Annotated in this window: 10 protein-coding genes; 2 read left to right on the top strand and 8 right to left on the bottom strand. The window is 46.0% G+C overall.

Features of this window, described 5'->3' with window-relative positions:
* From ftcD to VIM89_RS00945, 6 genes are all read right to left on the bottom strand, one after another.
* The coding region (gene ftcD, locus VIM89_RS00970) for a glutamate formimidoyltransferase (protein WP_488154246.1) at window positions 1-1,520 on the bottom strand (1,520 nt) is incomplete at its 3' end.
* 60 nt (window positions 1,521-1,580) lie between these two features.
* Complete coding sequence (hutI, locus tag VIM89_RS00965; protein WP_488154245.1) at window positions 1,581-2,807, bottom strand: imidazolonepropionase; 1,227 nt, start codon at window positions 2,805-2,807, stop codon at window positions 1,581-1,583.
* Between the two features lie 163 nt (window positions 2,808-2,970).
* Window positions 2,971-4,641, bottom strand: a complete 1,671-nt coding sequence (gene hutU, locus VIM89_RS00960; RefSeq protein WP_488154244.1) for a urocanate hydratase — start codon at window positions 4,639-4,641, stop codon at window positions 2,971-2,973.
* Complete coding sequence (gene hutH / locus VIM89_RS00955; protein WP_488154243.1) at window positions 4,619-6,181, bottom strand: histidine ammonia-lyase; 1,563 nt, start codon at window positions 6,179-6,181, stop codon at window positions 4,619-4,621. The genes hutU and hutH overlap by 23 nt, the downstream gene beginning before the upstream one ends.
* Window positions 6,165-6,680 (bottom strand): MarR family winged helix-turn-helix transcriptional regulator, encoded by a 516-nt coding sequence (locus VIM89_RS00950; protein ID WP_488154242.1) that lies wholly within the window; start codon window positions 6,678-6,680, stop codon window positions 6,165-6,167. Before VIM89_RS00950 ends, hutH begins: the two co-directional genes overlap by 17 nt.
* 163 nt (window positions 6,681-6,843) lie before the next feature.
* The gene (locus tag VIM89_RS00945) at window positions 6,844-7,170 is read right to left on the bottom strand and encodes a hypothetical protein (RefSeq protein ID WP_488154241.1); all 327 of its coding nucleotides are present in this window, start codon (window positions 7,168-7,170) and stop codon (window positions 6,844-6,846) included.
* 321 nt (window positions 7,171-7,491) lie between these two features.
* Between VIM89_RS00945 and VIM89_RS00940 the strand changes: the two genes are divergently transcribed.
* Window positions 7,492-8,568: a hypothetical protein gene (locus VIM89_RS00940; RefSeq protein WP_488154240.1), complete on the top strand. Its 1,077-nt coding sequence runs from the start codon at window positions 7,492-7,494 to the stop codon at window positions 8,566-8,568.
* Window positions 8,558-10,042, top strand: a complete 1,485-nt coding sequence (locus VIM89_RS00935; RefSeq protein WP_488154239.1) for an MBOAT family O-acyltransferase — start codon at window positions 8,558-8,560, stop codon at window positions 10,040-10,042. The genes VIM89_RS00940 and VIM89_RS00935 overlap by 11 nt, the downstream gene beginning before the upstream one ends.
* A gap of 466 nt (window positions 10,043-10,508) precedes the next feature.
* Here VIM89_RS00935 and VIM89_RS00930 read toward each other — a convergent pair whose 3' ends face one another.
* Window positions 10,509-11,057 (bottom strand): hypothetical protein, encoded by a 549-nt coding sequence (locus VIM89_RS00930; RefSeq protein WP_488154238.1) that lies wholly within the window; start codon window positions 11,055-11,057, stop codon window positions 10,509-10,511.
* A 169-nt stretch (window positions 11,058-11,226) separates the two neighbouring features.
* Complete coding sequence (locus VIM89_RS00925) at window positions 11,227-12,378, bottom strand: NHL repeat-containing protein (RefSeq protein WP_488154237.1); 1,152 nt, start codon at window positions 12,376-12,378, stop codon at window positions 11,227-11,229.
* Window positions 12,379-12,384 lie beyond the last annotated feature (6 nt).

The following is a 12,384-nucleotide window of genomic DNA, read 5'->3' as shown; positions in this document are numbered from 1 at the left end:
CGGGCGCAGAGGGCAGCTACGCCGGCGTCGGTTACCGAGTTGGGGTTGCCGGTTTCGGCCATGGCTTTTATTACTTCCATGCTTTGGTAAGCGGCCTTCATTACTTTAAACGGCACTTCGATGGCCAGTTTGGTGGCTAGTTGTATGGCTTCGGTGCGGGCTGTCTTTTCCTCGTCAGTTGTTTTGGGGAGGGCAAATGAGGTCATGATCTGGTTAAAGGCCAGGGTATCCTGGTCAACCAGTCGCACCAACTCGTTTTTGTAATGCTGCCCGCGTTCGGCCCAGCCGCTGAACTCTTTCCAGCGGTCGTCCCAACCCTTTTTATGTGAGGACAGGTTGGCCACCATAGCCGCCAGTGACGCGCCAAGCGCACCCACATAAGCGGAGATGGAACCACCACCCGGCGCAGGACTTTCGCTGGCCGTTTCGTCGGCAAAGTCGGTTAGGCTCATGCTGATGAGCTTGCTGTCGGCCTTGTCTTTTAGCAGGTATTCAATGATGCGTTCTTCTGGGTTGAAAGGGCCCAGTTCATCCAATCCCATTGATTTGATGGCAATGCGGATGAGTTCTTTCTCGCTTACGCCGGTTGAACGTTGTTGTTTGGCAAGGAAATACTTTCCGGCATCCAGCATGGATTTGAGGGGGATAAGTCCCACCAGTTCGCTGCCGGTTACGCGTATGCCGCGGTCGTTGGCTTTGGTGCACACCTCGTCGAACGCCTTGTGAACGGGCGTTACCTGGATATTGGTGAGGTTCATGGATATCTGCGCCACGCCATACTCCTCAATATACCAGCCGATGGCCTTTACCGATTTGAGCGAACCGGGGATGGTACGCGGTTTACCATTTTCATCATTGATGATCTTGCCGTTGATGGGGTCGCCTTCGCGCATTATGCGGCCTGCTTCGCGCACGTCAAAAGCAATGGAATTGGCACGACGTACTGAGGTTGTGTTCAGGTTGACGTTATAAGCTACCAGGAAATCGCGCGCCCCAATCACCGTGGCCCCACGCCTGGCATCAAACTCCGCCGGACCGAAGTCGGGCTTCCACTCCGGTTGCGTTATCTTCTTAAAAAATCCTTCATACTCTCCCGCACGGATCACCGACAGGTTGCTGCGTTTCTTATCCGGCTGGGCATACTCATACAAATAAACGGGCAGGTTCAACTCTGTGCCAACGCGCTCCGCCAGTCTACGGGCATACTCCGCCGTTTCCTCCATGCTGATGTTACTAATAGGTATCAGCGGACAAACATCGGTAGCGCCCATGCGGGGATGCTCGCCGGTATGTTTGCTCATATCGATCACTTCACCGGCCTTTTTTATAGCCTTGTATGCCGCTTCTATCACCTGCTCGGGTTCGCCAACAAAGGTTACTACCGTACGGTTTGTGGCCTTACCGGGATCAACATTCAGCAACCGCACGCCTTCAACAGCTTCCACCGCATCGGTGATCTGTTTGATGACATTCGGGTCGCGGCCTTCGCTGAAATTTGGTACACATTCTATTAACTGCATGGTTTTAGAAGATTTGAGATGTGGGATTTGAGATATGAGATAACAAATTCGAAATAGAACTCATATCGCTTCTCCTTTCTTATATATTTTAATTGGTTTCAATTTCCCTTGATGATATAGTATCTCGCGGTAATCGTTGGTTGGATAAGCCTGCATATCCGCCAATTTACCTTTTTCTAGAACGCCGCGGTCGTGCAAATTTAGAGCTTTGGCGGCGCGGAAGGTGAGGGCGGCGAAGGTTTCGGCGGTGGTTAGCTTTTCGTAGGTGCTTAGTATGGAGGCCTGCATCAGCAAATCGCCCATGGGGGCCGAGCCGGGGTTCCAGTCGCTGGCGATGGCCAGGCACGCCCCTGCGTTTAATAAATGTCGCGCAGGGGCAAAACCCATACCCAAACCTAAGGAAGCGCCCGGCAATGCAACTGCAACCGTTTCGGAAGCAGCTATTCGTTTAATTTCTTCTTCTCCGCTGGCCTCGAGGTGATCGGCAGATACAGCACCGACGTTCACCGCCACTTCGCTGCCGCCGGTGCTGAACTGGTCGGCATGAACGGTGATATCAAAGCCCATTTTCTTGGCCACCTCTAAATAGCAGGCAGCATTGGCGGTGTTGAAAGCGCCGTCTTCAATAAATATATCTACCCGGTTAGCCAGGTTATCGTTTTTTATTTTGGGGAGGAGTTTATTTAGTATCACCTCTAAGTATTCTTCTACGGGACCATTAAAGTCTTTTGGCAAGATATGTGTCGCAAGGCAGGTGGGGATGAGGTCAGCTTTGCTTTTTTCGGCTGCTTCTTTAATGGCTTGTAGTTGCTTCAGTTCTTCTTCAACCCTTAAGCCGTAGCCGCTTTTTACTTCGATGGTGGTGATGCCATTTTTGGCATGCTGATCTACCCTTTGCAGGAGCAGATCGACCAACTCATCTTTGCTGGCTTTACGGGTTTGCGTTACCGAATCCCAGATACCACCTCCAGATTTAGCAATTTCCAGATAGCTTTTACCGGCAATGCGCAGGGCGTAATCCTTTGCTCGGCTGCCTGCAAAACATAAATGTGTGTGGCAATCAACAAAGCCGGGAAGCAAAACGTGATCTCCGGATATTTCTTCTATTTGCGCATCGGGTTTTGATCTTTTTAGAGCCTCAAAATCTCCGACTTCTGTTATCAATCCGTCATCGGTCAATACGCCTCCTTGCGGGATGATCTGCAATTTGTCATCCGCAATCGAGCCTTTCATCGGTAATCCCGATAAAGGAAGGAGTTGCGTAAATGGACCGATGAGTTTTTTCATCAATTTTTATTTTGTTTATCCCAATATGTCATCCCGAACTTGTTTCGGGAACCCACAGGACAGGCCGGCGCTATGCAGCACACCCAGCATGTTACATATCTAGCATGTGGGGTGCTGAAACAAGTTCAGCATGACAGTTTTTTTATTTGTGAAGCTCATCTATCTATATTTTCAATCCAAACCTCTCTGCCGTTTCCTCCGCCTCCTCATACCCGGCATCGGTATGCCTGAATATCCCCATGGCCGGATCATTGTATAATACCCTTTTCAAACATTTTGCTGCTCGCTCTGTGCCATCGGCTACTATCACCATACCGGCATGCTGTGAGTAGCCCATGCCAACCCCGCCGCCATGGTGAAAAGATACCCATGTTGCCCCTCCCGAAGTATTCGCCATCAGGTTGAGCAGCGGCCAGTCGGATACGGCATCTGAGCCGTCTTTCATGGCTTCGGTTTCGCGGTTAGGCGACGCTACCGAGCCGCAATCCAAATGGTCGCGGCCGATCACTATCGGGCCTTTTACTTTTCCGCTTGCTACCAGTTCATTAAATATTAGTCCCGCTTTCTCACGCTCACCCATGCCCAGCCAGCAAATACGTGCTGGCAAGCCTTGAAAAGCGATCCTTTCCTGCGCTTTTTTGAGCCAGTTGATCAGGTGTTTATTTTCGGGGAAGGCCTCTATTAATGCTCTGTCAGTTGTATAAATATCTTCCGGATCGCCTGATAACGCGACCCACCTGAACGGCCCTTTTCCTTCACAAAATAGCGGGCGGATATAAGCCGGCGTGAATCCGGGGAAATCAAATGCAGCAAGTTCACCACCCTGGCGGGCAAACTCTCGCAGGTTGTTACCGTAATCAAATGTTATGGCACCCATCGCCTGCAAATCGAGCATCAAGCCCACATGACGCGCCATGCTTTTAAGCGAAAGACGTTTATACTCTTCGGGGTCGCTTTTACGCAGTACAGATGCCAGTGTAAGCGATAATCCATTTGGAATATATCCATTCAATGGATCGTGGGCCGATGTTTGGTCGGTGAGCATGTGTGGCACGATGTTATCTTTTATCAGGCGATCGAGCAAATCGCCGGCATCGCTTACCAGTCCTACCGATAATTCTTCGCCCAACTCCATTGCATCTTTTACCCATTCGATGGCTTCTTCGTAAGAGTGTGTCATCCGATCGATGTATTTGGTATCAACGCGTTTTTGTATACGCGATTCATCTACATCAGCACCTAAAAACACAGCGCCCGCCATAGTAGCCGCTAACGGTTGAGCGCCACCCATTCCGCCTAATCCGGCACTGACGATGAGCTTGCCTTTAAGATCATTATTAAAATGCTGGCGACCGCATTCTACAAAAGTCTCATAAGTACCCTGCAAAATGCCTTGCGTACCGATGTATATCCAGCTACCGGCAGTCATCTGCCCAAACATCATCAGGCCTTTGGCGCGCAGTTCATTAAAATGCTCCCATGTGGCCCATGCAGGTACCAGGTTACTATTGGCGATCAGCACACGCGGTGCTTCAGGGTGACTGCGGATGATACCCACCGGCTTACCTGACTGGATCAGTAATGAATGATCTTCATCTAGTTCCAACAATAACTCAATGATCTTTCGCAATGATTCCTGGTTACGCGCAGCCTGACCAATGCCGCCATACACTACCAGTTCATCCGGATTTTCAGCCACCTGGCCGTCGAGGTTGTTCAGCAGCATGCGTAAGGGCGCTTCCGTTTGCCAGCTTTTGGCGTGCAGTTGCATCCCTCTTGGCGCTTTGTAAACCGGGTGGTTGGCGTAAGTCTTAATAAATTCTGAACTCGTCATCGTTATCCAGTTTTATATCGTTTTTCTCAGCAATGGAGTTCACTATCCTGAGTAATGAACCATCACAAATAATTTTATGCAATTGTTTGATGTCGTCGGCAAAAATGCGGTCGTCGTTAATAAAGGGCACATGCTCGCGCACATAATTATGACAGGCTTCCAATACCGGGGTCGATTTTAATGGTCGCCGGAAATCCATGGCCTGCACCGCATACAACAGTTCGATAGCCTGAATGTATTCAATGTTATCTAATACCTGATGCAGTTTCCGTCCGCTTACAGAACCCATTGATACGTGGTCCTCCTGACCTAATGAGGTTGGTACGCTGTCGGCACTTGCAGGAAAGCACAGGGTTTTATTCTCAGTCACTAATGCAGCGGTGGTGTATTGCGGAATCATCAAGCCAGAATTTAAACCAGCATCGGGAACCAATAATTTTGGTAAACCATACCGACCTTCACTCATCAGGTAACAGCGGCGATCGGCTATATTGCCTATCTCGGCAGCAGCGACGGTAGCATAATCCAAAGGCAAAGCCAACGGCTGACCGTGGAAGTTTCCACCGCTGATAGTATCGTCGGCATTAAAAACAATTGGATTATCGGTCACTGAGTTTAGCTCGATCTCTGTCAACTCCTTTAAATGTAACCAGGCATTTCTTGAGGCGCCATGCACTTGCGGGATACAACGCAGCGAATAAGGGTCTTGCACGCGGTCGCAATCCACATGAGAGTTTAATATTTCTGAATGCTCCAGTAAAGTGAATAAACGATGGGCTACAAACCGGGTTCCTTTAAAAGGACGGATATTATGCAGGCGCGGATCAAATGGCCGAGCTGAACCCATCAGTCCTTCCAATGACATCGCTCCTATAATATCCGCCGTTTGCAAAACCCGGTGCAGGCGTTGAACTGCTTTTATAGCAAACGACAAGATGAATTGAGTGCCATTGATCAACGCTAAACCTTCTTTCGGGCCAAGCTTTATAGGTTGCAGTCCATTTTTTTTCAGCATTTCGGATGTCGGTACCATCTTGCCGTTTTCCTCTACTTCACCAAGACCAATCAAGGGTAAAAACAGGTGAGCTAAAGGAGCCAAATCGCCGGAAGCGCCCACTGATCCTTTTTCAGGAACAACCGGGATGACATCATTATCAATATGCCAGATGATACGCTCAATGGTTGGCATTGATATACCTGAATAGCCTTGCGCCAATGCATGCACTTTAGTGATCAGCATCAGCTTGGCAATTTCTGTTGGGATAGGTTTACCTACACCAACGCTGTGACTTTTGAGCAGATTATATTGCAGCGTACAGGTATCTTCTTCAGGGATGTGCGTATTGCATAAAGGGCCAAAGCCTGTATTGATACCATAGACAGGTATCTCTCTTTCTACAATCTTCCCTACTTCCAGCCATGATGCACGGATATTAGCATGTGCAGCGGATCCAATAATTCCCTTTACCTTACCCGAAGCAATATCCAGGCAGGTGCCAATGGTTAAATGCCCGGTGCCATAATTAAAGGACTTTTCCATGATCGGCATGTTTTAGGGTGGACAATTTTTCGCTTATCTTCTCTGACAGGCTTACCGAACGGAACTTATTCTCAAGAGCGGTTATAGCAGGCAACAGGTGCTGGCATTCAGGCTCGGCATCAGTAAGATCTTCCATAGCCTGACTCATGGCTTCCCAAATTGGCAGGATACGATCAAGCAAAGCATGACCGGCTTTTGTTAGCTGCACCAGTTGCCTGCGACCATCATCAGCAGCGGTTGTAGTTTTTATGAGTTTCCTGTTCTTGAGGTTGGCCACAAGTTGACTTGCTGCCGGATGGGATACGCCTATCGTATCGCTTAGCTCTTTGATAGATAGGGTACCATTATTCAGTAAAAGATAAAACACAGGAAACCAACTGGCATCAAACTCAATGCCTGCAGCCTGGTAAGTTTTGTTTATTTCGGACAAAAAGGATTCGCTCAAACGCCTTAACCGGCTACCCAAAACAAGATAGCCAAGGCTCTCATAGAAATTCATTGTGCAATTTATATAAGTACTTATATAATTGCAAGTTTTTGAGTGGAATTATTGGTTGTAGAAGTTGTATTGGTTGTACTGGTTGTATTAATTTTTAATGTGTAAATGTTGTAAACTCTACTACTTCAACCAATACAACCGCTACAACCAATACAACCTTAACCTAAGGCCTATAATCACTTACCGTCAACACCTTAGAAAAGCCTGAGTCAATCTTCAAGATCACTCTATGCACCTCATAAGCGCCATAGGCATCATTACCCTGGTAAGAAGCATAAAGCGACCAGCCGATCTGGCGCTTGCTTTTTGAGGTAGCTTCTAAAAGAGAATCCACTTTACCGAACTTGATGGCTTTAAAATCGCCTTGACCTTTTAATGCTGAATCAAGATAATGCCTGGCCAAATCTTCTGCTTTCTGTTGGTTTGAGCGGTGATCGAAATGGCTGCAGGAACAAATTAAAACGACAGCTATAAGGAATATTCTTTTCATTGTGACAGGTTTTATGAAGACCAAGATAGGAAATTTGTTGATTGGTTAAGTAGTTGAGCAGTTGATGGTTTAATTTATTATTTATTCAACATAATCAACTACTCACACAATCAACTCTATGAATATTGTAATAATAAATATTATTTGGTATAAAATATATTTGTTTTTTATATTTAAATACCTAATTTAGAGAACCTTATTATATCTTATATAACGCTAACACTTTTATTACCCCTAGTTGATGTTATGCTATTGATGCAATAGCATGTGATGGAATTTTTATTGTGCTGATACTTTTTCCGGACTTTAAATTTTTCGACTATGCAAACCCATATTACTGTTAAAACAGCTGTAGCAGCTGTAATTATTGCTCTCGCTTTTTTTGTTTCCCTCGAGCTTTATCTCAGAAATGCAGGCGGAGTTGCAGATTATGATGACGGACCTGAGTTATGGGCACATAGCCGGGCAATGGCTTACGAACCTTCTGACAAAGCTACCGTATTCACCGGCTCTTCGCGCATGAAATATGACCTCGACATTTCCACATGGGAAAAGCAAACGGGCACTCATGCTGTGCAGTTAGCAATGGTGGCCTCTTCTCCCCGCCATTTTTTGACCGATCTTGCTAATGACACCAATTTTAAGGGCAAGTTAATTGTAGATGTTGTGGAATTTCTATTCTTCAGTCACCGTGGCAATAGCTACCCCGACGCCTTTGTATCCTATTATAAAAAACGGACCCCTGCGCAAAAAGTAAGCTTTGTGCTGGATAAACCCTTAGAATCCCACCTGGTATTTTTGAATGAAGGCCGCTATGCCCTGAATGCATTACTGGGGCGGCTCCACGTAAAAGACCGGCCGGGAGTTTACCCATTCTTGGATTTCCCTTCGGGTTTTAGCCGCACAGTGTACGACCGGCAGAATATTATGACGCCTGAATTTGTAGCCGACACCAATCAGCACAACCAGGTCAAAGCAATCTGGGCAATGTTACTGGGAGACCCTACGCCACCTATGAACGGAAAAGACCTTGACTCTACCATATTATCTGTAAAAAATGATGTAAATAAGATCAGGGCCAGGGGCGGCGATGTGCTGTTTGTACGGCCACCGTCTACCGGCTTCCTATGGGCATGGGAACAGAAACATTACCCGCGAAAAGTGTATTGGGACAGGCTTATAGCAGAAACCGGCTGTAAAGGAATCTTTTTTGCTGATTATCCTGCTATGGCTAAGCTTGATTGCCCTGAACTTTCGCATTTGAGTCAGGCCGGTGCAGTGATCTACACTGAAAACCTCATCAACATACTCGAAAAAGAAAAAGGCTGGAGTTTTAACCAACCTGCCAAAACAGTTTCTAACCTAACTAATAAAAACTCCCTGCACCATGGTTTTTAACTCATATACCTTCATCGCATTTTTTGCTATTATGCTGCTATTGCATAATCTTCCTATATCATGGAGGGCAAAAAAGATCAACCTGCTAATAGCCAGTTACATGTTCTATGCGGCCTGGAACCCACCATTTATATTATTATTGTGGCTATCAACTGTTGTAGATTTCTTTGTTGGCCGGGCGTTATATACCCAGCCTAACATTTACAAGCGAAGACTATTGCTGGTAATCAGTCTGATCGGTAACCTTGGCATGCTGTGCTTCTTTAAATATGGCGGCTTTATCCTCGAAAACTTTGTTCAGCTGACGAACTTATTAGGTATCGATTTCCACCCGGCTAAACCGAATATTATCCTTCCGGCCGGTATTTCATTCTACACATTTACTACGCTTTGCTACACTGTGGATATGTATAAAAAGAAAAGTGAACCGGTAAAATCCATGCTTGATTTTGCCTTGTTTGTTACCTTCTTCCCTCACCTGGTGGCGGGGCCAATTGTTCGTCCGCCGCAACTGGTACCACAGTTTGAAACACCACGCAAAGCAACCAAACAGCAACTGTTAGATGGGCTGATGCTTTTAACGCTAGGTTTATTCATGAAGGTAGTATGCGCCGACACGCTGCTTTCATCTACCGCTGATACGGTTTTTGGCGCCGGGATACCAATTGGACCGCTTGATGCCTGGGCAGGAGTACTGGCCTTTTCCGGACAGATATTTTTTGATTTTGCAGGATATTCAACTTCCGCAATTGGTGTTGCGATGTGTCTTGGTTTTATTCTGCCGCAGAACTTTTTATGCCCGTACGGCGCAGTCGGCTTTTCCGATTTCTGGCGCAGATGGCATATCACCCTTTCTTCCTGGTTACGCGATTACCTGTATATTCCACTTGGCGGCAATCGTAAAGGGAAATTTCGTACTTACATCAATCTGATGATCACCATGCTCATCGGCGGTTTGTGGCATGGTGCCAACTGGACATTTGTAGCATGGGGCGGTTTGCACGGTGTATATCTGTGGATTGAAAAAGCCATTCGCGACAGTCGTTCTAAAGTATCGAATGCCCCAGCTGAGGATACGCCCCAACCCGTGGTCGTTACCGCTTCTTTCGGTCCGCCATTGATCGGTAAAAAATCTGCCAGTTTTGTTTATGCGCTGCTCACTTTTATATTGATCTGCATAACCTGGGTATTTTTCCGTTCCACAACATTCAGCAGCGCCGGATTGCTCCTGGCTTCCATGTCGGGCAGACTAGCCCCTGTCGGACCTCCTTTATTGACAACCATGGATATTATCAAGGTATTTGTAGTAATCGGCATTATGCTGATCGTTCACTGGTCTATGCGGAATACGACTTTCCTGAAATCTGTATCAAAGATGCCACCGTGGGCGGTGAGTATCATATGGGCAGGGATGCTGATACTGATTATTTTAAGCCAGGGAACCAGTAAGGCGTTTATATACTTTCAATTCTGACACGATTAAAGGATTTTTAGGATTAAAATGATTCCTTCCTCATGAAAATCATTTTAATCCTAAAATCGTGTCAGCTTTTCGCGAAGAGTTGAGGTGTATCAGAAGGGAGCTGCCCACCGGGGTATGACACCTGGGCGACAGCTCCGCTAAAGAATAATGTAAAGACAATTAAATTAACTGATCTTATTAGCATGCATCTACATTAGCCTGATCAAAGATACTTCTGCTAAACGATCTGCTAATCCCCCGTTCAGGGGGAATTATCAGGAATAAAAACAATTTTTACCAACTAACAAAACCAATGTCATACGAACGAACAGGGTTGGAATTGATCCTTGGGGTGAGGAGAAAACTTATACCAGCGACTCGCAGACTTCGCAGGGTGTATAAGATTTCTCTTCGCTCCACTACTCAGCCCGAGCAGCTCATCGAAATGACATCGTTCTTATTTTGAAAGGAAAAGGGGTCAGGCGTCCTGCTCTCCGCGTGATTCTTCGGGCTGAAGCGAACCGAACAGTTTTTGAAGCTTGCGTATCTGACGCTGGCGGTTAAATAATTCATCCATCATATAAGCCGGGATGAATCCCCCAAGCCAGAAAGCCATTACAAATAGGTTGGACATCCCCCGGTATAGAAACCATGAGGCCATCGCGAAAAAGATAAATCCGAAAATCGTATAATAGTTTGCCTGTCTCACTTTTAACGAATAACCTTTTTCCTTAAAACCGTGCTTAAAAGGAAAAGTAAATAATGGAATGAAAAGGAAATAGAACAGGTTTTTCTCGGCAAATGCCAGGTCGTGCGAAATGTTATTTTTGATGTATTTATTGAGCTTCTCTAACTGTTTAAACTTATAGTTTTTTATTTCTTCTTCCGAAATACTCCTGCTTGCCAATTCTTCAAAAGCTACAGAAACAGCTAACTCCGTGTAACCGAACTTATTATCAATAATTTCCATGAGCTTCTCAGTCGGAAGCATGGCGTAAATGCCCTTTAATTCATCTTTTGAAACCATTGAAAATCAGGCGATTTAGTTTATAATTGTCGGTATTATATCAAATGTAAACTTTACACTCTAATTTTCCTAATTAATCTATAATTTCTGTAGAGTTTTCAACTTTTGTTAACCATAGAGAAACAAATTAATAATTAGGCGAAAAACAGAGAACGAGAACCTCAGATATTTATCTGATTTTTTGGGGTCTGACAACAGTTTTTAACTGACTATTAATGTGAGCTTTTGAGATAGTGGTTACTGCGCCTGCCTGTGTTATTTTCCTGATAAGATTGTTGTTTTCATCAGCTACATAGATATTACCCGATTTATCAATTGCAATACCTGATGGGGTATTGAAGCTTGCAGCCTTGCCCGTTCCGTCATTTGCGCCTTTTGAGCCGCTGCCTGCAATGGTAGTAACCACTCCCCCGGGTGTTATCTTACGGATCAGATTATTACCCGAATCGGCTACATACAAATTGCCGTTAGCATCGATGGCTATTCCAAATGGTGAGTTAAAACTTGCTGCGTTGCCTGTGCCGTCACCGCTACCAGGCTGGCCGCTGCCGGCAAACGTACTTACCTGACCAATCGGAGTAACTTTTCGTATTAAATTATTGCCGTTATCAGCTACATACACATTACCTGCGGCATCAACAGCTAACGCTTCGGGTAAGTTAAAGGTAGCTGCAGTATCCAGACCGTCGTCAGCACCCTGGGCGCCTGAACCTGCCAGCGTACTTACCACGCCTGCCTGTGTAATCTTGCGTATCAGGTTATTCTCATAATCGGCCACATACACATTTCCGGTGCCGTCAACAGCTACACCCAAAGGTGAATTAAAGGAAACAGAATCTGCAACATCAGATGCACCGGCAATCCCTGTACCTGCAAAAGTGCTTACCATGCCTGCAGTACCAATCATCCTGATCTGGTTATTACCTGCATCGGCTACGTACACGTTTCCTGCTACATCAGTTGCTACGCCAAACGGCTTATTAAAAGTCGCCAGGCTATCCACCCCATTAGCCGATCCTTTCACTCCGCCTATACCGGCAAAAGTGCTGACCAAACCCGTACTATCCATTTTGCGGATGACGTTGTTGCCTTCATCTGCAATGTATAAGTTGCCATTAGCATCAACTGCCAAGCCAAAAGGATGATTGAATTTTACCGCTTTCCCGGTTCCGTTTACTAAACCTGCTGTATCGCTGCCTGCTACTACCGAGCTATCCACCACATTTGTTGGCGATATCAGTTCATGCTTGCAGCCGTACATGCCGCTCACAAAAACGATACACAGAAGGATAATAAACAGATTTAGTGTAAATCTTACCATTGGGGT

Source organism: Mucilaginibacter sp., from assembly GCF_036568825.1.
Taxonomy (GTDB): domain Bacteria; phylum Bacteroidota; class Bacteroidia; order Sphingobacteriales; family Sphingobacteriaceae; genus Mucilaginibacter.
Note: the sequence above shows the minus strand (reverse complement) of the source record. Positions and strands in the feature narration are given on the sequence as shown.

What these genes read in the sequence shown, in the direction of transcription:
- hutI (WP_488154245.1), bottom strand. Translation starts at nt 2,807, where the DNA reads ATGAAAAAACTCATCGGTCCATTTACGCAACTCCTTCCTTTATCGGGA.
- hutU (WP_488154244.1), bottom strand. Translation starts at nt 4,641, where the DNA reads ATGACGAGTTCAGAATTTATTAAGACTTACGCCAACCACCCGGTTTAC.
- hutH (WP_488154243.1), bottom strand. Translation starts at nt 6,181, where the DNA reads ATGGAAAAGTCCTTTAATTATGGCACCGGGCATTTAACCATTGGCACC.
- VIM89_RS00950 (WP_488154242.1), bottom strand. Translation starts at nt 6,680, where the DNA reads ATGAATTTCTATGAGAGCCTTGGCTATCTTGTTTTGGGTAGCCGGTTA.
- VIM89_RS00945 (WP_488154241.1), bottom strand. Translation starts at nt 7,170, where the DNA reads ATGAAAAGAATATTCCTTATAGCTGTCGTTTTAATTTGTTCCTGCAGC.
- VIM89_RS00940 (WP_488154240.1), top strand. Translation starts at nt 7,492, where the DNA reads ATGCAAACCCATATTACTGTTAAAACAGCTGTAGCAGCTGTAATTATT.
- VIM89_RS00935 (WP_488154239.1), top strand. Translation starts at nt 8,558, where the DNA reads ATGGTTTTTAACTCATATACCTTCATCGCATTTTTTGCTATTATGCTG.
- VIM89_RS00930 (WP_488154238.1), bottom strand. Translation starts at nt 11,057, where the DNA reads ATGGTTTCAAAAGATGAATTAAAGGGCATTTACGCCATGCTTCCGACT.
- VIM89_RS00925 (WP_488154237.1), bottom strand. Translation starts at nt 12,378, where the DNA reads ATGGTAAGATTTACACTAAATCTGTTTATTATCCTTCTGTGTATCGTT.